Below are 25,417 nucleotides of genomic sequence, written 5' to 3' on the forward strand. Positions count from 1 at the left end.
AACCCCAAAAATCATTTTCTCATGTTTCTTTCGATACAAACGTGTTGCGCAAAGACTTCGTGGTCTAAAGAAAGAAAAAGAGATTTCGCTTACGATGCATTGCTGCTTGAAATCTCTGGTTCTCTGTATCTATAAGAAAATAGAAAATACATCCGCTCTACCATGCTATGCGATATTTGCTTCCCATTCCTCTTTTGTGATATACAATACATGTTCAGTAAGTGTCTGCTGTATCAGCGGCCATTCTCTCACATCACTGCGTAGATAATGAAAGCCGCATTTTTCCTGAACTCGTCTGGATTTATCATTGCCGTCGAAATACCCGCACCATAGCGTTTTTAAATGGCAGTCCTCAAATCCATAGCGCATGAGCTCCTTTACCGCTTCCGGAATCAGACCCTGTCCCCAGTAAGGCTCTCCAATCCAATAACCGATTTCTCCTTCATCGTCTGCAATCGATAGATTGCTTTGCTTTCCAATCATCAGTCCGATGCTTCCTACAGGCTCCATGGTTTCCTTCAGCACAACAGCAAAGGTGTTTGGTGCGGACAGCACGGTACGTATAATCTCCCTGCTGTTCTCCACACTTTCATGTACTGGCCAGCCTGCTTTCGGACCGATATTCGGATTTTTCGCATATCGATAACAGCTTTCAGCATCCTCGATCTGCCATGGTCGAAGGATGAGTCGTTTTGTTTCCAGCATAATTTCCCTCTTTTCTATAATTCTCTTTATTATACCAGATTCCTTTTCATTGACAAGAGGAATTCGTTGTGGTCTGTGTCCGATTCAGAGCGTGTGCTGTTATTCAGCGATATAGTATAAACAAAATCAAAATCCTGTGTTATGTAAGGAGGATAACAGGCTGCAGCAATCCTGCTATTCGTTATGGCTTGTACAGGTTCTTTCTGTTTTCAGACGGTGCTTAGTATTAGGCTTGTAATAGTTACATGGGATATGATCCGTAAAAGGTCAACACGGAGGGGAATGCAGCTGCTGCCATTATAAATAAGATGAAATCAAAAGCTGTCCTCTCCATTTAGAAGCGCTTTCCTTCATTACAGAATTGCATTTCCCCTGCTTACAGTAACGTGTTTATACCTTATACATACTCGCACATGCAAATATAAAAACAGTATACAGCTTAAAAAAACGAGGAAAAGAGGATACAGGAATAACCGATGCAATGGATGCTATATTGCTTAACACGCTATGATTCACTGATTTACAGCCTGATTTTTTATCCTGTAGAGTTCACAGCATGAAGACCATCCGTGCCGAAATATTGATTTCTGTATGAAACCGTGATAAACAAAGCATCCCTTGCATTGCATGAATACGACAGTTTTTCTGTGACAGACATCCTTCACCTACAGAAACAGCTAGCTGCAAACATGCCCGATCTCCGCTTTCATAATGCATCGATACCCTGTTCCTATACAGTCTTCCTGCAGCTTGTCTGTCTCCACTCCTCAATGGTTAGACTCATAATATGACCGGTAAGAGTTTTATGAATTAACGGCCATTCTCTCACCTCACTGCCTGCATAATGAAAGCCGCACTTTTCCTGTACACGTCTGGAATTATGATTACCTTCAAAAGATCCGCACCACAGTTTTTTTAAATGGCAATCTTCAAAGGCATAGCGTATAAGCCGTTTTGTCGCTTCCGGAATCAGACCCTGTCCCCAGAATGGTTCCCCCAGCCAATAGCCGATTTCTCCTTCATCAGCTGCATTTGTCAGATTGCACTGCTTTCCAATCATCAAACTGATATTACCAATAGGCTCCATACTCTGCTTCCATACAACGGCAAAGGTGTTCGGTGCGGACAGCACGGTCCGTATGATCTCCCTGCTGTTCTCCACACTTTCATGCACCGGCCATCCGACCTTTGGACCGATGTTCGGATTTTTCGCATATCGATAACAGCTTTCAGCATCCTCGATCTGCCATGGTCGAAGGATGAGTCGTTTTGTTTCCAGCATAATTTCCCTCTTTTCTATAATTCTCTTTATTATACCAGATTCCTTTATGATGACAAGCAATGGCAGAAGGATTTCAGCACCTGAAAGCAATCACAGGAGGCATACGCACCTGAAAGGACAATGATTCATTCCTCGTAGCCGCATCACAAAGCTCATCAAGAGCTTCATCGTTCATAAAATGCGAAGGAGATCCTTGCAGTCCGCATAGTTGTGTTATCTTCTGAAAATAAGAAAGCAGAGGATAAACGATGTAACCGTTTACTGCGTAAGGAAAGAAATCTGTTATTTCAGTCGGAATTGCTCAATCCGATCGATTGCAGAAATCAGGGCATTGCGAAAGCCAAGACGTTCCAGCTCTGCCACTCCCTGAATCGTCGTTCCCTTCGGAGAGCTTACACGATCCTTCAGTTGTCCTGGATGCTGTGGATTTACGATCAGCTGCTTTGCTGTTCCTGCCATCATCTGTGCGCAGAGCCGATAAGCCGCTTCACGTCCAAGCCCATATGCTACTGCACCATCGCCCACCGCTTCGATAAACATCGCCGCAAAGGCAGGACCACAGCCTGCTACGGTTGCACCGATTGTCATTTGATTGCTTTCCAGCTTTTCAATCAAAGCAATAGCGGAGAAAAGCTGTTCAATGGCTGCCGCCTCCTCTGTTTGTAAGGAATTTCGCTGTTCCCATAATATGACCCCTTCACAAACGGATACCGGCATATTCGGTATGATGCTCAAATGGTGTGTCTGTGGCAGTAGCAGCTGTTCATACGTATCAAAAAGCATCCCGGCCGCCATGGAAACTACGGCTTTTCCCTGCAGCTGCTCTTTTACCGTGGAAATCGCCTCATCAATCTGTGAAGGCTTTACTGCCAGCAAAATGATGTCACACTGCTGTACAGTATCCATGGCATTTTTACATGCATGCATGCCACGCGCCTCAGTATTTCTGCATAGCTTATCCCATTGCCTTGCGCAGGCATACAGCTGTTCCCCCTTTACGATTCCGCTTGCAAGCAATCCATCCGCCATAGCCTGTGCCATATTACCGAATCCAATAAACCCTATATTCTGTTTCAAATCATCACCTCTGTATATCGTATGCAAAAAATGACAGCTGCATACTGTCATTTCGTAAATATCGTATCTTATATGCTGCCGCTTATTTCATCCAGCGCTTCAGTGTGGGAAAATACTGCTGCATCATCTCTCTTGCTTTCTCTTCTGTCATGTCCGGATTCTCCTTTGCCATGACAGGAACACAAAATTCAATCATTTCCTCCATTGTACAATCGGAAGTAAACGCACCATTTTCATAGCAGTATTTACAATAATCCGCAGACCTTGATCCGTCCTTTTCCGTTCCATATAACGCATTGGTATCGCCCATTGGCATTCCACAGCACTGACAGTATCTCTCTTCCATGATATGTCCTCCTTTATGCCCTCATGATACCATGAGGAATATGACAACTGCTTGTCCTATTCCAAAGGAAATGCTATGTTTTTCTTTTTTCCATGCGATAATTTGTCAGGTGCTGTCCCTGACGTTCCACCTGCTGTGCGTGAAGCAGCTGATAGCCGCGCCGCAGAAAAAAATTCTTTGCGGTTATAGACGCATGCACAGAAAGTACAGCTGCCGGGGTTTCTGTTTCCAGCACATCGCAAAGCATCGTGGCTATTCCCTGCCTCTGATGCTGCTGGTGAACATAGAGGTGATCCAGATAGCCGGATTCATCCATATCCGCGAAGCCTGCAATTTTCCCATTGCTTGTGGCAACAAGTGTGGTATGCGCCAACAGTGCTTTCTTCATTCGCGCCTCATCAACTCCCAGTACCCATGCCGAAATCTGTTCAGGCGTATAATCCCTGCTGTTGATATTTCTCACGGTATCATAAAACAGCTGCAGCACCTCTGCAAAATCTTTTTCCTGAAATGTGCGCAGCTCTATATGGTTTCTGCTTTCCATACAACCATTCCTTTCCAATGTGAAGCCTCATCCTGTAGCTTTTCCCTTATCTGGCTTCCATTTTATCAAAGCTATGCCGATTCTACAACAAACATAATCTTGTATGTATCCAAAGGCATCACTGCTTCTCATAAAAGTATAGAGACCGACACAGATATCCAGTAAAAAAGCATTCTCCACCCTCCTGGTAAAGCTGGATCATGCTCATTTTCTTAAAAATATTAGGTAAGCGCATAGATTACAAATATTCAGGATACCTCGCCTTGACTGTATTGACAGGAAGTACTGGCAGCAGGATCGTACCAGCCTTGAATGCTTATAGCAAACATAACAATGCCTTCCCTGCATTTATCCAAGGAAGGCGTCATTGGCAGCTTTACTTATAGAACCATACCTTCCTATAGAGCGATTTGCTTGAAAACCACTGTCCCTTACATACCTTGCTTGAGGCGATGCAGCCTGCATCACTATAATGTCTGTGGATAATAGCTAACCTGATCACATGCTTTCTTTCATATCGATACATAGAAATGCATGCTTACGATGCCAGATTATCGGCATTTTATGCGCATCACAGCGATCAAAGCAGCAGGAGGAGCCAATCGTAAAGCCGGGATAGGTTTCCCGGAATTTCTGATTCGCATACAGCAGTATCGACGTTTCTTCTTCTATGACATAGATACATTCATCAAGGCTGTTAAGTACTGTTTGATACTGAATCATTTCCTGACTGATCTGCTGTGTTTTTTTGCGCTGCAGAAAGATGGATAAAAGCTGTGAAATCAATGAAAGTGAGCTGATTTCCTCCTGTGTCCAAAGCCGCAGACCGGTGCATTCATCAAAGCCGACAAAGCCGCGATATATCCGATTTTCATAAAAGGCACACTGCAGAGTAGAATGTATCCCCTGACTGGCAAATAGCTCCTCCTGCTCGCTCGAAAGTGTATGAATATTGCGGCAATAGAAAATAGAATCGTCTCCAAAGAGCTTCTCATAATCTCCGAAATCCTCATAATTGACATTTTGTAACTTATCGATTTGTGCTTTGATTCCCTTATTGCACCACTCATACGTGTTGGAGGTGAAGCGGTTATCATCGGAATTTTCAAATACATAGGCTCTGCTTACATCATATTGCTTCCCAACGGTTTCAAGTACCTTGTAAATGGCGGTATCAATGTTCTCACTCTGATACAGTGTGCGGAAAACAAAGCGTGTAAGATTATCAGAGCTTTCCGCATACCGTTTTTCTGAATCAATAGCTGTTCCCAAAGAGGAATAGGAAGTTTGCCCCATGCTTTCCAACAGCTCCGGATCGTAAATAAAGGCGCAATCCTTCCCCTGCAGCTTTGCCTGATACAGCGCTTTATCCGCACTGGCATATAATTCCTTAAAGGTATGTCCGTCTCTTGGATAAGATGCTATCCCAATACTGCAGGAAACATTGACAGAGCTTTTTTCCTTGTCGAACAGATGCCGAAACATGTGCAAAAGCTCCTGTGCTTTCCTTTCCGCGTCCTTCAGAGATGCTATATTTTTCATAAAAATCGTGAATTCATCCCCGCCAATCCGGCCGACAATATCGCTTTCCCGCATCAGACGCTTCATTCCATTGGCGAGCTCTGCCAGCACTACATCTCCTACCATATGCCCCTCGGTATCGTTGATCTGCTTAAAGTTATCTGTATCAATCATGAATAAGGCACCCTTGGCATGCAGATTATCCACCAGATACTCCTTTATCTGCTTTTCTGTCTCTGCACGGTTATAGATTCCGGTTAAAGAGTCCTTTTCCGCCTTATGCTGCAGCGTTTCCATTTTCTTGCGTTCCTTTGTGATATCCAGACTAAGACTGTAGAATGACGGAATACCATCCCAGCTGTCCTCCCCACTGATATAGCATAGGGTCGTTGTCCATATGCGCTCTTTTTTTGAACGCGTGTAGGCTCTTGCCTCCAGTACAACATTTTCTCCGGACTCCTTTAAATCCTGAGCCAGCAGCTGTACGCGTTTGTAATCATCCGGATGCATATAGGTGCAGCGGCTGTGCAGCTCGTTTTCAAATTGTTCCTTCGTATATTCAATCATGTTTAGGAATATATCGTTATACCACAAAACCGTACGATAATCTCGGGCATCGATTCGGATCATACCGGCGGGTATCGTTTTTAAAATAGATTCTCTTTCCTGATCCTTTTTCGCAAGCTTATATTCCGCACTGTACATATCATAGGATAATTCCAGACGTGCTCTGTGCCCTTTCCAGTTCAGCATCCGATCCTTAATCATAAAGGTTCTCTGTAGATTCGGATTATAAAATTCCCATTCATACGTTTCATCCTTTTTCAGTCTGTGATTTGTACAGAAGGGACAAGGGGATGTCCTTCCCTGAATGACTTTATAGCATTTCTCTCCGATTACAGCATCAGCATTCGCCTGCAGGGTATTACAGGCATGCGCATTCAGATACAGAAGCTCATAGGTGTCCATATCGCTGATATAAACATTTCCTGCATACACAGACAGCATCCATGCAAAGTTATTCTCACGCTCCTCCAGCTCCTGCTGTTTTTTCATCATAGCACTGATGTCGGTGTACATGAAATAGGCTCCGGGTGTTTGATCAGGCAATGTACAGAAAAAAGCAGTCAGCTTTATCCAGCTGCAGGATAGCCTTCCTTTTATACGCAGCTGATGGGAAATGCTCTTTGCTCCTGCTTCATAGGCCTTACAAAGCTGTTGATGCATGGATTCATATTCACAGATACAGCGAAGATCACTGCCATAGTATGTTCTAAAGTCTGAATATCTGGTGCAGAATTCATTTTTTGCTATTCCGGTAAGCCGGTAAAAAGCAGCATTGCCCCATATAAAGGTCAGCCCGTCATCCAGCCGATGCTTACTAAAGCCAATTTCCAGCTCCATCATCATACTCTCGCTGATAGCCTGTCCCGGTACTTGCTTGTGATCATTCTGAATCCCGATTGTCTCTATTTTCATTTCATTATGCCTCCAGCCTTTTCATGTTGTATTATCATTTCTCATATATATAGATTACTTATATCTCAACAATACCAGAAGTTTGCATCAAAGTACAGCATATCAATCATATTGTTATATTTAATTTAGAATTATCGCATTTCATGAAAAAATGGTTTATACAAAATGAAAAAAGATACCGTAAACAACAGTACCGTTCTTTTCTGCATATTCTAACATTCTAAAGACTCAGCTGATTGTTGACAGCTGTATCGTAATTCCTGATGTGATATCAGTCACAGTCTACCCAAAGCCGATATGCTCCACAATGTCGACAGCGAAACAGATATCCTGCGCAGGAACCGGATTTCACCAAATACTCTCTGACATTTTCATATCCCCCATGCCCTTCATATTCCGCAAACACTTCATCTGCGATTCCAAGCTCCTCCAGCTCCACGGTTCCTACTTCTCCAAGATATGCACAATAATCATTGCAGCATGCGAGCCAAAACTCTCCCTGCCAGCTTGTATATCCCGGAGTTCGTTTGAACAACTCCTCTGTTTTTGCAGGGTCTGAAACCTTCCAAGTCTCTGCGTCCTGAATAAAGTCTCCCTGGAATTTCTCAGCAGCTGCCCCATTTGCTATACATGCAGGGCAGATACACTGTATACTTTCCCTGCAATACATACGGGAATAATATACCTCTGTCTGTTTGCCACAGCATTGACAAGTTGCCGGACCTTTTTCAAAAATATCCTGTTCATATGCGTTTGGATGATATTGGAATCTGATAATTTCTGACATAATGCCTCCCTACGTTCACCTTCTGTTATTCTTTGGTATGCCTGTATACTGCTAAGCTATGAAAATCGAAACAAGCAGCTCTTTTTCTATAGCAAGCAGCCTGCTATACCGGCAGATCAATCTCTGAGGTTTCTTTCGAACCGTTATCCAAAGGAATATGATAATACATTCTCTACAGGCTTCCATGAGGCAGCTTGTATTTACGATATGCCGGTGCTTTAAGCAAATATTCCTTAACCGTCTCTGGTATACTATTATTTATTTTTATAAAACAGCACCGTCTTTTCCTTCATGGAGATCTTTTCAACGTGATATCCATATGCAGACAATTCCTTTTTAAAGGTCAAAAAGGAATGATCCAGTGCTGTACCTGCGATTTCTTCAATGCGTTGAAAGCTAAGCCGGCATTCTTCCTCATTTTGCTTCTGGATATACTCCCAAAGCTTATTATATTTACTCATCAGCTCACCCTGTTCCTTTCCCTGATAATGTCGATTTATCAGGTCGTCTCACATAGATTATAACAGGTTTTTATGAAAAATCTTCATCTAAATTTTATAGAAATGCATAGAAGCTCCACCTATATTGTATGATAAAATGCACTCCGATAGACGCAAGCTGATAAGCATCTTAATTCCATGTCATCGCCTGCGCTGTCTTCCATATTGCAATAGGAAAAACAGCAATCCCATCCCTGCAATAATCAGAATATGGTCCAGTGTATCGGTCGTATGACCGCCATAGCTGTAGATAAGACCGAATTGCTTTTTAAATGCAGTCAGATGCTCAGCCGGTATTGCTTGAAAGGTTCGTGTTAAAACATCATCCATCATGAGATTGCGAAACAATGCAGCGCAATGGCTCGGTGGAAAGAGCGATATTATGGTTTGAAGCAGCTTGGGAAGGGCTCCTACCGGAACATAGATGCCCATAAGAAATCCGGATAATGTGCCGATGATGGTTGTGACATTGCTGAAGGATGTCGCACTTTTAAAAAATGACATAAAGAAGAAAAGCATTGCCGTACAGGACAGGATAGACAGTACCATACAGGCAAGCACCTTGATCAAAGAGGACAGTGTTAAAAATGTTCCCCCGTAAGCCACGATGTAGAGCTCACCGATTATCAGTGTAACGACGGATACCAGAAATGTTATACAAATGGTGGAAAGCAGATAGGCACCTGTAACCTTCATCTGCGATATGGGGGCAATATAAAAATCATTAAGTATGGACTTGCTTTTATCCTCGATAATGATTCCAAGTACACTTAAAGAGGTTGTCAGCGAAACGATTCCCAGAGTTCCTGCCATGATCCAGGTATCACTCAGTTCTCTTGCCGTATTCGGAAAATCCTGCTTTAAAGGCTGGATCATCATATCACCAAGAAAGCATACGTACAGCCCTAGCACAACAAATACTGCCATAAAGGAAAAGAAGACCGATGTTTTATCCTTGAAGAAGAGCAGCATATTCCGTTTTATTAAAGCGATCATTCCTGTCCCTCCTGAAGCATCTGCAAATAAATTTCTTCGATATTACCCGGATGATTTTCAAAGCGCTGAATATAGCGTTCGCATAGGCGCAGGACAGACATCGTTTTCAGCATACCTCCTGTGTGTATGCAAAGAGCCTCGTTTTGCTCATGAAATGGTATATGGTGTCGGTTTAATTCTGCAAGCAGCTGTGCTTTACTGGCCGGATAAAGCAACAGCTGCTCTGCGGCATACTGCTTATGTACCTCCTTCATAGGCTTATCAAAGATGATTGTCCCCTGCTTGATAATACACAGATGGTCTGCAATTTCTGCTTCCTCCATATAGTGAGTAGTCATAAATACGGTCATATGACGCTCCCTATGCAATGCGCTGATCGTGTCCCATAGCTGCTTTCTTGCCTTGGGGTCAAGTCCGGTGCTCGGTTCATCCAGTATGAGTATTTCCGGTTCCGGAATCAGTGCTCTTGCTATATCGCAGCGTCTTCGCTGACCACCGGAAAGGGTTCCTACCGGCTGGTGCATAATGTCATGCAGACTGCATATTTCACATAGCTTTTGCACACGCTGGCATGCCTGTTTAAACGACAGATGATACAGGGCACTGCGCAGAATCAGATTCTGTTTGACTGACAGCAGCTCATCCAGTACGCTATTCTGGAAGACGATACCGATATTTGATCGAATACGTTCATCCTCCTGTCCCAGATGACAGCCGTTTATTATAACAGTCCCGCTGTCCTTTTTCAGCAGAGTGCTCAGAATGGAGATTGTTGTGGATTTCCCTGCGCCGTTTGGACCTAGAAAGGCGAAGATTTCTCCTTTATTCACCTGAAAGCTGATGCTTTTGACAACCTGTGTTCCCTGATAGGATTTAGAGAGCTGCTCGACACGAATGCTTGACTCCATGATATTCCCCCTTTATGTAAATGGAATGCTTCAGTGCAGTATATGCAACTCGAGGGGGAGATATTTCATAGAATACATGCCATAACAGGAGTGTATTAGGTTTCATGAATGATATCGGCATACGGAGCAAGTAGGAAAATGGTGGTTTTCAGGATATCATATCCACATATGGACAGACGTAAGATTTTGCAGGAGAAGAAAAAACGGCCTAAGTCCTCTATGTAAGTGACATAAGCCATGGTTTCTCATAACGATTTTTTAAGACAGATAAAGGGTTACCTGGTTTTCGGTAATACCAGATAGGATAAAAAGTGCAGTGGTTTGTAGCTCCATATCAGCATATTTGATAAATCGGAACGTAATATGCCGAATGTCAAAATTATGCAATGTTTGATATGAAATAGAAGATATAGTTTAAAAAGGATAGGAGAATGTCAAAAACGATGATTAATTTAAGTACCACTATAGAAGCGATTGAGATAGCAGATGATAATTTCACATTTGCTTAGATTAGAAATAAGAGAAAGTGTGTTTCGTATCTACATTATTAACCGTTTCTTACTATTTACACATCTTTCGCTACATTTCCTTCAAAAAAGCCTTTACTTATTATTTTATATGCACTTTTTTGCTATCAACGATAATCATGTAACATGTATCGAGTATTTATTTATGCTGACAAATCGTTAGAGAAGCGTCTTGGTAAGAATTTTTTTAAAATATATCAGTAAATCCAACTGCCTTTTCGGTTGAGCAAATTCTTTCTCTCGCTTTTTTATTTCAAATGATCGCTCTGTAGATTTTCTTGTTACAACAATCCTTGTAGCTGATTTAACTGCTTTAGATTAAGCATCACCATACAATAAAAAGTTTTGTTTACATTGATTGACTTGAATCCATATCCACATCATATTTTTGAATATAGTCTAGTGTTTGTCGTAAAAAATCTAATTTTTCATCTAATCGTTCTTGGCACTTCTTGAAGATTGCTTTTAAGTCTTCAAAGTCTTCATTCTTTTGTGCTTGATATAAGGCTTTCTTGTATTCTTTTGAATAGGCATCATCAATCATAATCAAATCAACACCATTTTCGATGCATTGTTTCAATATTAAGAAACGACCGATTCTTCCATTGCCATCTTGGAAAGGGTGAATATTTTCAAATCTAGCATGAAATTTTACGATAGCATCAAAATCTTTTTGAGAGTCCTTCCACTCTTGATTCAATTTCTCAATACGACCTTCGACTTCCCATGGTTCAGCTAGTTTTAAATCTACACCAGAGATTTGATTGGGTATCTTTTTCCAACAACCTGCAAAACCTCTTTCGTGATCTAATGTTCTATCTTTTAACATTCTATGGAGATCTAAGATAATTCTTTTACTTAAAGGTTCATCTAATGTTTCTATTACATAATCAAACACATCCGTCGAATTTGTTGTTTCCAATACATCATCAATTTTATGACTTCCCTCGATAATTTGTTCATTTAAATATTTTTCTAAGTTTTCTTTACTAAAGGTACTTCCTTCTAGTTTATTAGAATGATACAAGAACTCTGTCTTGACAGATTGATATGCTGAATTCGGAGTATCTTTTAAAAATTTTATTGTTGCAACATCAATAATCATGTTTAGCACTCCTTTCTTCATTTTCATCATTATACCATAAAATACAACTCGTATATCATGATTACCACCACATCATGCAGGTTAATTTCTGAAGTTTTAATCAATAGAGCGACAGAGAACATATACCTTGCATCCGGTGCCGATATTCTGAATATGCTCCAATGTTTCCGTAGCTCTATCAATAATCAATTGTTCGACATAATCCCAGGTTACAAATTCCCACTCTGCGCCTTCCAGCTTCTGATCGGGTTTTATTTTTGTAACCCTGATGTAATCCAAGGTGATTTTATTTATCACATCCGGTTTGCAGTTCCCATCAAACACATACAAATCATCCATACCAACGGTATCACGGACAAGGTCTGATAAACCTTCGCCATCATAATCAAAGTCAGCACATAGAGAGCCTCTGAATTTATATGTGACACCTTCGGTATTGGTCAGTTCCATAACCCAATCACCAATATCCGCTGCAAAAATTTCTGTGTATTCACTGCCGAAGTAAGCTGCCATTGCTCCAAACAACTTGTCTACCGCCAACTTATCAAGTTTGAAGTTCTTACTTCTGGCTTTCTCGTATCGTTCTCCGCCACGACCAAAATTATATCCCGAAAACCAAATACGACCTTCATTGTTGATAGTCAGATGTTGTTCCACCTCTTCATCAGGCTCCGGCATAGGACCATAGCAGATATTATTTGATACGATACGCATCCTCTTTAATGTGCCTTGGAATATGAAAGGATTATCCCCAGATAACAATGCTAGCCTACTTAATGCCAAGATAAACCATGCTCTGTTTTCCGGCTCCAAGATTTCTGCCCCCGTATATGCCCAATGATTGAAATAACGCCATTGAGAATAGATTGCAGAGCCAAGCAAGGGGATATCTGTCACTTCATCGATGATTCTGTCTAAAGCCTCATGATTGTTTGCAGCGTTGCCGTATTTCTCTGAAAAGGCATGACCACAGTCCATCTCAAAGCCAAGAGCATCGCAATCATCACATACAATGGTCAACGAGGTCTACGTAATTGATATTTTGGTCTCTGAATTTATCGCACCATTTCGCAGCAAAATCGTGTATCTGTTTCATATCAGCCACTGTGGTCTACCTCCTATCCTTTATTTTCGTGGTATTGTTTTTACTCCTCGTCAGATACTGTTCCTGCCAATTCAACATATTCCTTCAATTTCTTCTGCAACAGTTTCTTATCAATCAGCTTCAGATTGTACTCCGAAACCATCGTCGGAGACAAGCTACGACTGAGAGCGAATTCGACAACCTCATCATCCTTGCTTGCACAGAGAATAACACCAACGCTCGGATTTTCGTTTTCCTTTTTCAATTCTCGGTCAAGTGCCTCCAGGTAAAGGTTTATCTTACCGACATACTCTGGCTTGAACTCTCCAATTTTCAGTTCAAATGCCACAAGACAGGAAAGTCCTCTATGATAAAACAACAAATCAATGTAATAATCATGTTTACCGACCTGCACTCGATACTCTTCTCCAATAAAGGTGAAGTCCTTACCGATTTCAAGAATAAAATCTTTCAGATTTCGTATAATAGATTTTTGCAAATCACGTTCAGAAACTGTTTCTGGCACATTAAGAAAATCAAGCACATAATTATCAAGGAAAACATTCCCAGTTGCTCTCCTTGATTCTTCGATGGCAGGTGTCAATGGTTTTTGCGACAGCATATATCTTTCATAGTAACCACTGTCAATCTGTCGTTCCAGTTCTCTTTTGGAAAGACGCTCTTTGATGCACATATTCATATAAAATATGCGTTCGTCCATGCTCTTACACGCAGACATAATTTTAAGATGGTTCGTCCAGTTCAATTGTGTCACCAGTGGTGACACTTTTTCGTTGTCCTTATAAAGCTCATAAAATTGCTTCATTCGATAAAGACCACGACGGTTAAATCCTTTCAGATCAGGATAATTCTCAGCAAAGAAATCCGCAAGTTTCTGTACAAACGCATCACCGTATTCAGCGTTTTCGGATTGTTTGCTGATGTATTCACCTATATCACGATACATTAAAATCAATTCTTCGTTCACTTTACGGTAGGCACGTTCTTTAGCAGATTCGATAATATCAACAATTTTTTCAAATTGTTCACCAAAAGGTATTACATCACTCATAATATTCTTCCTTTCCAAATAATCACTATTTTTTAGGATTTACTTTTCCTTTTGTAACGACTACAACCGCAAAACTGGCAACTGCTCCTGCGACTCCAGTGGCCGCTTTCAATCCATTTTTTACATCTTGTACCTGTGCATTTCTACAGGCCTCACACTTCTTATGTTTATATCCTTCTGGAAGTTGTTTTTGACACTTCTTGCATACCTTATTCTCCATCGTCTTCTCCTTCTAACATTGGCACATTCTCTATACAAGGGAGTGCTTGTATTTTTTGCTTAATATCGGGTAATGTTTTAGACCAGTAATTCTCTGGTGCAGGGTCTATCAAATCCAATCTTTGTACCAAGCCTTCCGTTGACAAATATGCACTATGTAAATATCCCGCGTAGTATTGGAGGCTCTGACGTGCTGCCGCACTTTCACCCAATTCTTGATATGCCATAGCCTCTGCCAACGAAACCATATTCACAGCAGATAAACTTTCACGGATTTCATTCATTCGCAGACTTATCTTTTCTGGGTTAGCGCCAGATATCAGCTTGCCCCAAAATGATTCTGGCTGCTCTTTTATAAAGGTCAAATTAGCATTTTGACTTTGCATCAACATGTTTCGGCTATCTTCCGCATCGGAAGCAATCCTCAAAAGAGCCAATGCCTTTAATTCCAGATTTTTAATCTGCATAGCTTGTAACAGTTTTTGCTGACAGCTATAAGCCATTGCAAGTCTGTCAAATTCCTGCCCCTGTCTTACTTCTTCGATTGCAAGCTGAACCGTATGGATTTCTTCCGCGATTTGAGCCATCTGCATTTGAGTTGCATAACTGGTCATTGCTTCTGATAATGCCGGATACAGGTCAATGCTCTTCAGCGAAATCGTTGATACAATTTTATTTGTTTCTGGGTTAACCAGATTAGCCATGAGAGTGCCGTCTTTTTTCGTCATGAGTTTTAAAGCACCGTTGGCAATTTGAGTCTTCTGCTCATCCGTCAAAATAGCTTGGAATGCCTGTTCTGGAATGCTTGCTTTTACAATATTGATAAAAGCAGGTGCAGTATATAGCATTTCCTCGATTTTCTTGAACGCTTTTTTAGCACCCTTCAGTAGCGGTTTCGCCACTTCTGGCATATTCGAAAAATGTTCAACCACCTCATAACTATAGTCTTCAGCATCAATTACTTTTATATCATCTGGCGAGATATAAATTGTTTCTTCCATAAAAGATCGTTCCTTTCTGTTGTTCTCTATAACAACACTTGTCGCAAATTAGAACTTATCCCTCTCGTTTTACATAGGTCAATTCAATATCGTACCCAAGAGCCTCAAGCATCTGCACAAAGGTCTTATTTATCACTCCGTCCTTCTTTTTGATGATGCGGTTTACATACTGACCTGTTGTTCCGATGGTTTCTGCAAGCTGCGCCTGCGTAGTTTCATTCTCTATGCACTTTACTTTCACATCTACTTCTATATTGTTTCTAATCATACATTTGCCACTCCTATTCGTAAGGCTCATTAGTTCTAACACAAATAAGATGATTTATTATACCGCATAATTCTCTAAATTACAATATGCACGCATAAACTGTGCCTATGAACTTTTTGTAACGGAAAACGCCCTGCATTTCTGCAAGGTGCTGACTGTGGGGAATATTCTGTTATCTTCTGACTTTCACGCTTGTGCCGGATTTGACTGTAAGCCACTCATCGTAGACCGTGATTTTCTCAATCAGCTGCGAACCAACTGCTCATCGTATCCAGTGACTTTCTGCGTCTGTCTTGAAAGGAACTGCTGTATCTCGCTGATGCGTTTTTTCATTCCTTCCCGTTCGGTATTATCTACTAAGGCATTCTGTCTGACTTCACGAAGACGGTAAATCTCATCTGCGATGGCATCGTAATTGCCCTTGGAATTTGCCACCTTGAGCAGTTCCTTTTGCAACTCCTCCAATCTGCTGGCAATCAATAAGTATTGATCAGCATGCTATTTGAGGGAGCTTGAGCGCTTACATCGTAGAATTATTTAAGAGAGAGAAAATCCATGGTTTTAGGCTATTTCATTTCATAATGCTTGCTCTAGGCGAGCAAAACTATTGTTTTGCCGCCTTTGTAATTAAATAAAATGAAAAGGTCCCTGAAACTATGGAGGAATTCCCTTAAATAATTCGTAGATTTCTTCCCTCACATAATATGGCAATCAATATTACCTTCACCATCTATGATTACGTTTCATAGTTCTAGGCTATCCTCATTTTCGGACCATCCAAACATACTTATAGCGATTTGCCTCTATAAACGTTTCAGTCCTTCAGTATTTCTACCTACTACGACTTTATCTGACTTCTTATGGTAAATCTTTTTCGACCGAGGGTACTATCACTGATTTTAAAGTTTACTAGAATTCCTTGTCCACAAGACCTTCTGGGGTAAGACACAAACCCTATTTCTTTCACAACGTCGTGATTTACAGTCTTGGTTTTACGTTTACCTTTCGGACTTCGGTTTGTTTGGCAACCTTATCCACCATTTAGCCTCATCAAGTTTCTGTTCGTACGCTCAAAAGAATCGTTACACCACTTCCTTCACCCATGACATCACTATCAACGGCTTGTGGTTCACTATACTTGGCGGTAACTACCTGTGATTGGTTTGTCTCCAACTGAATTCATGCCATGCCTGGCACACCAACAAAAAAAGCCTTTGTTTATAAGGCTTTTTCAAATTATTTTCTACATAGCAATGCGATTGATTCCACATGATGCGTGAACGGAAACATATCCACAGGCTGCACAATTTCTGTACGATATCCCTTCTCCTCCAGCAGCTTTAAATCCCTTGCCAGCGTCCCGGGATCACACGACACATAAACAATCCGCTCTGGCTGCATCATCACCATACTGTCAATCGTCTGCACATCACACCCCTTGCGCGGCGGATCTACCACAATCACATCCGGATGTGCCCCCTGCTCACACAGCTTTTTCGCATAGGCAGCCGCATCACTGCATACAAAATCAATATTCGCAATACCATTCAATGCCGCATTCTTTCTCGCATCACGAATCGCCTGCGATACGATTTCAATTCCCGACACATGCTTTGCCCGCTGTGCTAAAAACATGGAAATTGTCCCGACTCCACAATACAGATCCAGCACCGTTTCCTTTCCCGTAAGCTGTGCAAACTCCAGAGCCTTTCCATATAATATCTCTGTCTGTCTTGGATTCACCTGATAAAAGGACTTTGAGGATATGGAAAATTTCAAATCATGAATACTGTCCGTGATAGCACGCTCCCCAAACAGCAGCTGTTCCTTATCCCCCAAAATGACATTATCATCCCGCACATTCAGATTTAATATGACACTCTTCACAAACGGCAATGCCGCTGTCAGCTCCTGCACCATCTCCTTCCCATGTGGAATCTGAAAGGATCGCACAATCCAGACAACCATTACCTCATCACGGGAAAATGCATGCTTGATCAACAGATGACGAAACAGCTTCGCATTCTGATATTTCTCAAATAATTTACGCATTTTCTGTAATACCGCATTGATCCGCTCACTCTGAATCAGACAGGTATCCGTATCAATGATGGCATTGGAATTGATACGATAAAAGCCGGTAACCGTCCTACCTTTATCAACACCAACCGGTATCTGCCCTTTGTTGCGATACTTTGTATAGCCATCCTGCATCCCCAGCACATCCTGCACCTCAATATCAAGGTGTGCAATCCGCTGCATCACATCCTGCACCTTCTGCTTCTTAAACCGCAGCTGCTCCGCATAGGACATATGCTGAAGCTGACAGCCTCCGCACTGCTTTGCAATCGGGCAGGGTGGAGCAACACGCTGTGAGGATGTTTTACTTCTTTTCATCAGCCTGCCATAGCCAAATTTCTTTTTTGCCATCGTGACAACTAGCTCTCCTGCTTCCCCTTCCAGCATGCCCTTCACAAACAGCGGAAAGCCATCTATCTTTACAACCCCATGCCCGTCATGCGTATATCCGCTGCAGACACCATATACCTGATCATTTTTCTTCATCTTCTCACCTCATTGAAAAAAGGGCAGGCCGCCCTTTTACTTGTTTTTCTTAGCTGCTTCTTCCTGCTGCTTTAACAGCTTTTCTGCGACGGATTTATTTTTCGGAGATGAAGGTGTAGAAACATTCGGCTTCTTTGCTGCCGCTGTCTTCGTCTTGATCTTATAAATCTGATCATCCGCAGAATGCTTGTCATCCGGAATGAAATTATATACATGCACTTCCAGATCATACATCTTATCGGAATCGTTATTTGTAAAATACTTCTTGATAGGAAGAATATCATTCACCTTATCATAGGCTTCATTCATAATACTCTTCACCTTGGCACTGCTGGCATCATCCTTTGTATCAATATTGATACGCAAGGTAGCACTGATCAAATTGACCTCAACGCTTTCAACACCATCCAGCTTCATTGCGGACTTCACCTTGTCCAGCTGTTCTTCTGTTATGGCCGGATTCAGTGAATTGTCAAAACGGCTGCCTACCGTAGGACTTCCGCTGCTTTCCTTGGCACTCAGATAAATCCATCCAAGCAGCAGTACAGGAATCAGAATAACGATACCGGCAATCCAGTATAGTATCTTGCTCTTTCCGCCGCCTGCTTTTGTTTTTTTCTTCTTTTTACTCATGGGGTTCACTCCTGACTATATAGACAATGAGCATACTCCTTAGGAGTCATGCCTGATTACACGATTGTGTTTCTAGTATAGCACATTTACCAGTATAACACAAAACCGTGAGAATTACAGCGGGAATCTTCTTACGATTTCCTAAAATTGAAGGGCAGCATCGATAGTCCGCTTCATCGAATCCTGTATGCTTAAAAGCCTTGTCATCCACATTCAGACAGCAGTTTATACATAAGAGCTGTACAATGCCGCTTTAACAAGCACCAGCCTGCATTTTAACGCTTTTTCAATTCCTCCTGAATCAGCTTATTCGTCATCGCCGGATTGGCCTGTCCCTTGCTGGCCTTCATCACCTGTCCTACCAGGAAGCCGACAGCACGGTCCTTACCGTTTTTGAAGTCTTCAATGGATTGTGGGTTGTTATCCAGAACTGCGGTTACCATGGCAAGCAGCTCACTGCTGTCACTCATCTGCTTCATGCCCTTTTCTTCCACGACCTTCTTCGGATCCTTGCCCTGCATAATTTCCTCAAACACGATTTTTGCCTGCTTGCCGCTGATTTCTCCGGCATCCACCATATTTACCATATCCGCAAGATGCTTTGGATTACATGGATTATCCACCAGCTTGATATTTGCCTTATTCAATGCAGCTGTAACCTCTACGATTACCCAGTTCGCTGCTTTCTTATAGTTTTTTGTATACTGACATACCTCATCGAAAAAATTGCTCAGCTCACGATTGGCAACCAGAACATCTGCATCGTATTCCTTCAGTGCATAATCGCGCATATAGCGGGCCTTACGCTCATCCGGAAGCTCCTCCATATTATCCTGAATGTCTTTGATCCATGCCGCATCCAGACGAATCGGTGGAATATTCGGCTCCGGGAAGAACTTGTAGTCCACGTTTCCTTCCTTTTTCCGCATCAGAATTGTTGTTTTCTGCGTTTCATCATAACGACGGGTTGCCTGTACGACTTCCTCTCCGTTTTCCAGGAGCTCTTTTTGTCGTGCTACCTCTGCATCAATCGCCTTTTGTACATTGGAAATGGAATTCAGGTTCTTGACCTCTGTTTTTGTTCCCAGAGCTTCACTGCCCTGCGGACGAATGGAAACATTGACATCGCAGCGCATGCTTCCCTCTTCCATTTTAACATCACTGACGCCAAGGTAATACAGCATACTTCTCAGCTTTTCCACATAGGCAGCTGCTTCCGCCCCGTTTCGGATATCCGGTTCACTGACGATTTCCACCAGCGGTGTTCCTGCACGGTTATAGTCTACCAGAGTCCCTGCATCGCTGTGAAACTGCTTTGCGGTATCCTCTTCCATATGAATGCGGTTGATGCGGATATCCTTTTCCCCGTCATCCGTTTTAATGGTTATTACACCGTTGGAGCCAATCGGGTGAAACTGCTGGGTAATCTGGAAGCCCTTTGGAAGATCGGAATAATAATAGTTCTTGCGATCAAACTTCACCAGCGGATCGATTTCACACTTTAATGCCGTTGCGGCCAGAATGGCAAGACGCACAGCATCCTTATTTACACAGGGGAGTGTTCCGGGATGTCCCAGATCCACTTCATTTACACAGGTGTTCGCAACCTCTCCAAAGGATGTAGGTGCCCCTGAGAACATTTTTGTTTTGGTTTTCAGCTCGCAGTGGATTTCAATCCCTATGACTGTTTCGTATTTCATGCGTCTACCTCCACATCGTTACCTTTTAATCCTGTTTCCTCTTCAATCGCCAATCCGATATTAAACAATGTCTGCTCATCAAACGCCTTCGCCGTCATATTGATACCAATCGGCATACCTTCCGCAAAGCCGGTCGGCATAGTCATGCTCGGATATCCGGAGAAGTTGCCCAGCACCATATGATTTTCAGCCACATTGTTATCTGCCCCCAGATGAGAATCCTTGGATTCTTCTGCCAGTGGCGCGATCGTTCCAGCAGCAGAGGCAATGACAACATCGCTGTTGGCAAGAACACGGTTCAGCTCCTCCACAATCAAACGGCGAACCTTCTGTGCCTTGCGGAAGATCTTATCCTGATTTTCCACAAACAGAGAATAGCTTCCGATGACAAAACGCTTGCGTACATAGGAACAGAACCCCTTTGTACGGGTGTTGATCATGACATCCTCCACGTTTTCTCCAGCCTCACGCATACCAAAACGGATACCATCCAGATTGGAATGGTTGGCTGTAGCCTCGGCATTCGCAATAATATAGTAGGTAGGCATCAGTGCCTTCATCAGCTTATCATCCATTCGCACATGCGTAACAGTAGCACCACGTGCCTCCAGCTTCTTCATCAATGCGTCAAAATTCTCACGGATTGCAGGATCCGCAACAGCCTCCTGTACATTATCCAAAACAGCAATGCGCTTTCCGCGAAGGTCATGATTCAGATTGGCAGCATAGTTCTCCACTGCACGACTGGATGATGTCATATCGCGGTCATCACGACCTGCCAGCACCTCGAGTGCAACCGCTGTATCCTGTACGGATGTGGTAAAATAGCCCACATGGTCCAGACTGGATGCATACGGAATGATACCATAACGGGAAATTCTTCCATAGGTTGGCTTCATGCCGATAATCCCCTGGTATGCGGCTGGCTTGCGCACACTGTCACCGGTATCCGTACCAATGGCGAATGGAACGACTCCAGCCGCTACAAGGGCTGCGCTTCCACCACTGCTTCCTCCGGAAATTCTGCTTTCATCCCAGGCATTGTTGACAGGTCCTGTATACGCATTCCGGTTGGTACCGCCCATGCCCAGCTCATCCATACTGGCCTTTGCTATTACAACTGCTCCAGCTTTATGCAGCTTATCAACGATATGCGCATTGTATACCGGGACATAATTATCCAGAATGCGGGAGGATGCCGTAGTACGGATTCCCTTCGTGTTCACATTATCCTTTAAAACGATTGGCATACCATACATCGCTGCATCTACTCCGATTGCTTCCAGCTCTTTCAGCTGCTCTGTCGGATCAACGAAGGTAACAACAGCATTCAGACGATCCTGTGCTTCCTTTGCTTTTTCCAAAGCCTCGTTAACGCGGCCCTCCACGTCCTGTTTTCTCGCTCTTTCAAAATCCATCTTATTTCACCACCTTTGGCACATGTACATGCCCTGCTTTTGCGCTTTTCACATTCAGAAGCGCTGCTTCCTGAGGTATTACGTTATCCACACTGTCCTCACGCAGAAATGTTGTTTCTGCTTCAAACGGATAGATCATTTCTTCAACACCCTCTGTATCGATGCCGTTCAGCAGCTCGATTTGCTGCAACAAAACCTTAAATTCCTCCTGCAGCTCGCTGACCTCTTCATCATTTAGATCAAACATGATGTCATGTGCCAGCTTCTTGAAATATTCCGCACTAAATTCTTCCATGATTGCCTCCATTCCTTCGCCTTGCGCGATTTAAACCCGTAAAAGAGATCGCGTCTTATCCGATTCCGCCACATCTCTTTTCATCCTTCTCTTTACTATCCATATAGCAGTTTACATACCGTTGAAAAGAAACAGCAGCTTGAACACTGCCGTTAAAGGGCAAGTAAATAGATTGCATATGCATTCGTCCTGCTTCTGCTTAGAAACCCAGACGTGGACAAGACCCGCAGCCTAATTCACCTATTTCTATTTGCGCTCTTCCTTTTCCTGCCGATCAATACAGCAGTGTCTGTGCAACCGTATCGCTGGTCCCCTTGTTTCTCGTAATGGTAGCGATATCCAAATCATCCGCCTTTACAACGACCGTAATTTTGAAATTGTTGCTGGAAAAGATGGAAAGACGTTCATCCAGCAGCTGTACTGCCGCAATGACCTCATCCGCACTCTTGGCATGCAGCTTCACATTGATGCGCAAATCCGTCAGCTCATTATCCATAAAGTGCCCTTTTCCGATCATGTCGATATCCTGTCCCAGAAAATCCTGAAAGCTCGCCTTATAGCGGTCAAAGTAGGTTGCATTCGTTCCATCCAGCTTGGTTGCCGTGCTTGTCGGGAACAATGCCCATTTCTCATTGATCGCCTTGAATTCTGCATTGGTCTTGGATTCAAAATAGGCTTCCTCAAAATAGGTTCCCGGCAGGGTCGCATCATCACTGGAGGTATTATACAGCGCTACATAAATCGGTGTGTTGTTTCCGATCTCCGGCTTTGCCTTTCGCAGATAATTGACCAGCTTCCGCGCACATTCCTCGCCATACAGCTTCATCTTATCACTTTTGATGGTTGCCTCATCCGGTTCCGTACCGATTTTATCATTCAATACGAGCGCCAGCGACAGCCCCTTCAGCTCCTTGTTCTGATACCAGTCATATTCAAAGATATCCAGCAGCAGTACATCGTTGGCTGTGATTTTTTTATCCCCATCATCAGTCGGAAATACATCACCGACAGCAGGATTTAAACCGTTGGCATTTTTCTTGCTTGTTCTCCCCAGCAGACCGCTGTTATCCGCGGAGGCATCCAGGGTATTGTAATCCAGATATTTCCCGCCTCGAAAGGCATAGGTCTTACTGGAAAAATACTCCTTGGATAGCTCCATCAAACCGGTACCGATCGTCAGTGTATCGCTCAGATTGGTTTGCATCTGGGCATGCTTCTGCCCCGCATCACTCACTGAAAACGGCAGCAGTGCAGAGTATTCCCCTTCATTGATGGCCTTTGTTTCCTCGCTGCTCTTATCATTATCCGCCTTGTTTTTATCTTCCTTATTACAGCCGCCAAGTACCAACAGGCATGTACAAAGCAGCAGTGCCGTGATTGCTCTAGGTTTCCTGTTCATTTGCGCTCACCTCTTTCATAAAGGTATCCTCGTCCATCGTCATAACGCCGAGGGAATTCGCTTTGGTCAGCTTGCTGCCGGCCGCCTCGCCGTAAATGACAAGATCGGTTTTTTTGGAAACTGACCCGCTGACATTGGCACCGAGGGATTCCAGCAAAGCCTTGGCATCATTTCGCGTCAGCTGCGTCAGCGTACCGGTCAGCACGACGGTTTTGCCGCTGAACGGACTTTCCTGAATCTGCTCTGCCTCCGTATCCATACGCAGGCCATAGCCCTTCAAATGGGCAATCAGCTCCATATTCTTCGGCTCATGGAAAAAGGCGGTGATGCTTTCTGCCGTAATCTGCCCGATATCCTTGATTGCCACAAGCGCTTCCTCATCCGCTGCCATCACTGCATCCATGCTTAGAAAATGCTTTGCCAAAACCTTTGCGGCTTTTTTTCCAACCTGGCGGATGCCCAGTCCATAAATCAAATCCTCCAGCGGGTTCTGTTTACTGTCCTCAATGGCATCCAGCAGCTTATCTACCGACTTTTCTTTAAAACCCTCCAGATCGATCAGCTCCTGCCGATGCTCCTTCAGGCAGTATATATCCTCAATCGTATTCAGAAAGCCCTGCTTATGGAAAAATTCTATTTTCTTATCTCCCAGTGTGTCGATATCCATCGCATCCCGACTCGCAAAATGAATCATGCTTTCCACAACACGAGCCGGGCAGTCCTGATTGATGCAATAATGCGCAGCCTCTTCCGGAAAGCGGACCAGCTCACTGCCGCAGATTGGACAATGTGTGGGAAAATGATAAACCGCCTGGGTATCATTTCTTCGCTCAAGCAGCGGACGTACGACCTCCGGTATAATATCTCCGGCCTTGCGCACCACGACCTCATCGTGAATGCGAATGTCCTTTTCCTTAATCATATCCTCATTGTGCAGCTGCGCCGCTGATACCGTTGTTCCGGCAACCCGCACCGGTTCCAACACGGCATTCGGGGTAATACGTCCAGTTCTTCCGACACTCACCACGATATCCAGCAGCTTTGTGATAACCTCCTCAGCAGGAAATTTATACGCAATCGCCCACCGCGGCACCTTCACTGTAGATCCCAGACGATTCTGTGCATCCAGATCATCCACCTTGATGACCATACCGTCAATCGCATAGGGCAGATCATTTCGCTGCTCTGTAATCTCTTCGATAAACTGCCAAACCTCATCGATGCGCGCACACACCCTACGAAGCGGATTCACCCGCAGATGCATTTCACTCATCTTCTGCAGTGCCTCTTCATGGGAATGGATATCGTATTCCTGTGCATTCACAAAATAATACCAGAAAGCATCCAGCTTACGCTTTGCCGCAACCGAGCTGTCCAGCTGCCTTATACTTCCCGCCGCAGCATTGCGCGGATTCGCAAACAGCTCTTCTCCATTCTTTTCGCGTTCCTCATTCAGCATCTGAAAGCTGGCATTGGGCATATACACCTCGCCACGCACCTCTACCTCACCCTGTAACGGGATATGCATCGGAATGGATGGTATCGTTTTGACATTGTGCGTAACATCCTCACCAACAACACCGTCTCCGCGGGTCAGTGCCTGTACGAAGCGCCCGTCGCGATAAATCAAAGACATGGCTAGACCGTCGATTTTCAACTCAACCACATAGCGTGCCGTTGGCACCACTTCCCGCACACGCTCATCAAAGGCATGCAAATCCTCCAGATTGAAGGCATTGCCCAAGCTCAGCATGGTGCGCTTATGCTCCACCTTCGTGAATGCATCCAGTACGACACCGCCGACGCGCTGCGTGATGGAATTGGGATCGCGGTACTGGGGAAATTCATCCTCCAGTGCCACCAGCTCCTGATAATAGCGGTCATATTCCTGATCGCTTTTACTTGGCTGATCCAGTACGTAATATTCGTACGCCAGCCTGTCCAATATGTTTCGTAATTCCAAAATCCTCTGCTGACTCATTAGAA

General features: G+C 43.4%; 24 protein-coding genes. All 24 read right to left on the reverse strand.

Annotated elements, in window-relative coordinates; genetic code table 11:
• Positions 1 to 165: 165 nt before the first annotated feature.
• The 24 genes from NE665_RS08785 to ligA all read right to left on the reverse strand — a co-directional run bounded on the left by NE665_RS08785 (position 166) and on the right by ligA (position 25,412).
• On the reverse strand, positions 166 to 708 hold the full coding sequence (locus tag NE665_RS08785) for a GNAT family N-acetyltransferase (protein ID WP_256302530.1): 543 nt from the start codon (positions 706 to 708) through the stop codon (positions 166 to 168).
• Positions 709 to 1,435: 727 nt separating this feature from the next.
• Positions 1,436 to 1,987 carry a GNAT family N-acetyltransferase gene (locus tag NE665_RS08790; RefSeq protein ID WP_117442077.1) on the reverse strand — a complete coding sequence of 184 codons (552 nt, stop codon included), beginning with the start codon at positions 1,985 to 1,987 and terminating at the stop codon, positions 1,436 to 1,438.
• 282 nt (positions 1,988 to 2,269) lie between these two features.
• A complete protein-coding gene (proC, locus tag NE665_RS08795) occupies positions 2,270 to 3,064 on the reverse strand; it encodes a pyrroline-5-carboxylate reductase (RefSeq protein ID WP_233104666.1) in 795 nt (264 codons plus the stop codon).
• Positions 3,065 to 3,146: 82 nt separating this feature from the next.
• Positions 3,147 to 3,410, reverse strand: coding sequence for a zinc ribbon domain-containing protein (locus NE665_RS08800; protein ID WP_117442079.1), 264 nt, complete (start codon positions 3,408 to 3,410; stop codon positions 3,147 to 3,149).
• A gap of 73 nt (positions 3,411 to 3,483) precedes the next feature.
• Entirely contained in the window at positions 3,484 to 3,954 is a 471-nt protein-coding gene (locus tag NE665_RS08805) for a GNAT family N-acetyltransferase (protein ID WP_117442080.1), read from the reverse strand.
• 498 nt (positions 3,955 to 4,452) lie between these two features.
• Positions 4,453 to 6,954 (reverse strand): GGDEF domain-containing protein, encoded by a 2,502-nt coding sequence (locus NE665_RS08810; RefSeq protein ID WP_117442081.1) that lies wholly within the window; start codon positions 6,952 to 6,954, stop codon positions 4,453 to 4,455.
• A gap of 271 nt (positions 6,955 to 7,225) precedes the next feature.
• Positions 7,226 to 7,741 carry a CbrC family protein gene (locus NE665_RS08815; RefSeq protein WP_117442082.1) on the reverse strand — a complete coding sequence of 172 codons (516 nt, stop codon included), beginning with the start codon at positions 7,739 to 7,741 and terminating at the stop codon, positions 7,226 to 7,228.
• Between the two features lie 254 nt (positions 7,742 to 7,995).
• The gene (locus NE665_RS08820) at positions 7,996 to 8,202 is read right to left on the reverse strand and encodes a hypothetical protein (RefSeq protein ID WP_117442083.1); all 207 of its coding nucleotides are present in this window, start codon (positions 8,200 to 8,202) and stop codon (positions 7,996 to 7,998) included.
• A 180-nt stretch (positions 8,203 to 8,382) separates the two neighbouring features.
• Positions 8,383 to 9,237 carry an ABC transporter permease gene (locus NE665_RS08825; RefSeq protein ID WP_117442084.1) on the reverse strand — a complete coding sequence of 285 codons (855 nt, stop codon included), beginning with the start codon at positions 9,235 to 9,237 and terminating at the stop codon, positions 8,383 to 8,385.
• On the reverse strand, positions 9,234 to 10,145 hold the full coding sequence (locus NE665_RS08830; protein WP_117442085.1) for an ABC transporter ATP-binding protein: 912 nt from the start codon (positions 10,143 to 10,145) through the stop codon (positions 9,234 to 9,236). The genes NE665_RS08825 and NE665_RS08830 overlap by 4 nt, the downstream gene beginning before the upstream one ends.
• Before the next feature lie 876 nt (positions 10,146 to 11,021).
• A complete protein-coding gene (locus NE665_RS08835) occupies positions 11,022 to 11,777 on the reverse strand; it encodes a Fic family protein (RefSeq protein WP_178759785.1) in 756 nt (251 codons plus the stop codon).
• Between the two features lie 96 nt (positions 11,778 to 11,873).
• A complete protein-coding gene (locus NE665_RS08840; protein ID WP_117442087.1) occupies positions 11,874 to 12,797 on the reverse strand; it encodes a hypothetical protein in 924 nt (307 codons plus the stop codon).
• Between the two features lie 125 nt (positions 12,798 to 12,922).
• A complete protein-coding gene (locus NE665_RS08845) occupies positions 12,923 to 13,933 on the reverse strand; it encodes a PDDEXK nuclease domain-containing protein (protein WP_117442088.1) in 1,011 nt (336 codons plus the stop codon).
• Positions 13,934 to 13,958: 25 nt separating this feature from the next.
• Positions 13,959 to 14,153: a hypothetical protein gene (locus NE665_RS08850; protein WP_117442089.1), complete on the reverse strand. Its 195-nt coding sequence runs from the start codon at positions 14,151 to 14,153 to the stop codon at positions 13,959 to 13,961.
• Entirely contained in the window at positions 14,143 to 15,153 is a 1,011-nt protein-coding gene (locus tag NE665_RS08855; protein ID WP_117442090.1) for a hypothetical protein, read from the reverse strand. The genes NE665_RS08850 and NE665_RS08855 overlap by 11 nt, the downstream gene beginning before the upstream one ends.
• A gap of 55 nt (positions 15,154 to 15,208) precedes the next feature.
• Entirely contained in the window at positions 15,209 to 15,421 is a 213-nt protein-coding gene (locus tag NE665_RS08860; protein ID WP_117442091.1) for a helix-turn-helix transcriptional regulator, read from the reverse strand.
• 243 nt (positions 15,422 to 15,664) lie between these two features.
• A complete protein-coding gene (locus tag NE665_RS08865) occupies positions 15,665 to 15,877 on the reverse strand; it encodes a hypothetical protein (protein WP_117442092.1) in 213 nt (70 codons plus the stop codon).
• A gap of 780 nt (positions 15,878 to 16,657) precedes the next feature.
• Positions 16,658 to 17,986, reverse strand: coding sequence for a 23S rRNA (uracil(1939)-C(5))-methyltransferase RlmD (rlmD, locus tag NE665_RS08870; protein WP_117442093.1), 1,329 nt, complete (start codon positions 17,984 to 17,986; stop codon positions 16,658 to 16,660).
• A 36-nt stretch (positions 17,987 to 18,022) separates the two neighbouring features.
• Entirely contained in the window at positions 18,023 to 18,619 is a 597-nt protein-coding gene (locus NE665_RS08875; protein WP_002607584.1) for a hypothetical protein, read from the reverse strand.
• A gap of 275 nt (positions 18,620 to 18,894) precedes the next feature.
• Positions 18,895 to 20,319: an Asp-tRNA(Asn)/Glu-tRNA(Gln) amidotransferase subunit GatB gene (gene gatB / locus NE665_RS08880; RefSeq protein WP_117442094.1), complete on the reverse strand. Its 1,425-nt coding sequence runs from the start codon at positions 20,317 to 20,319 to the stop codon at positions 18,895 to 18,897.
• Complete coding sequence (locus NE665_RS08885; protein ID WP_117442095.1) at positions 20,316 to 21,737, reverse strand: amidase family protein; 1,422 nt, start codon at positions 21,735 to 21,737, stop codon at positions 20,316 to 20,318. The genes gatB and NE665_RS08885 overlap by 4 nt, the downstream gene beginning before the upstream one ends.
• Before the next feature lies 1 nt (position 21,738).
• Positions 21,739 to 22,032 carry an Asp-tRNA(Asn)/Glu-tRNA(Gln) amidotransferase subunit GatC gene (gene gatC / locus NE665_RS08890; RefSeq protein ID WP_117442096.1) on the reverse strand — a complete coding sequence of 98 codons (294 nt, stop codon included), beginning with the start codon at positions 22,030 to 22,032 and terminating at the stop codon, positions 21,739 to 21,741.
• Between the two features lie 274 nt (positions 22,033 to 22,306).
• Positions 22,307 to 23,431 carry a CamS family sex pheromone protein gene (locus NE665_RS08895; RefSeq protein WP_117442097.1) on the reverse strand — a complete coding sequence of 375 codons (1,125 nt, stop codon included), beginning with the start codon at positions 23,429 to 23,431 and terminating at the stop codon, positions 22,307 to 22,309.
• Entirely contained in the window at positions 23,415 to 25,412 is a 1,998-nt protein-coding gene (gene ligA / locus NE665_RS08900) for an NAD-dependent DNA ligase LigA (RefSeq protein WP_117442098.1), read from the reverse strand. Before ligA ends, NE665_RS08895 begins: the two co-directional genes overlap by 17 nt.
• Positions 25,413 to 25,417 lie beyond the last annotated feature (5 nt).

This window comes from Clostridium sp. DFI.1.208, assembly GCF_024463855.1.
Taxonomy (GTDB): Bacteria; Bacillota_I; Bacilli_A; order Erysipelotrichales; family Erysipelotrichaceae; genus Clostridium_AQ.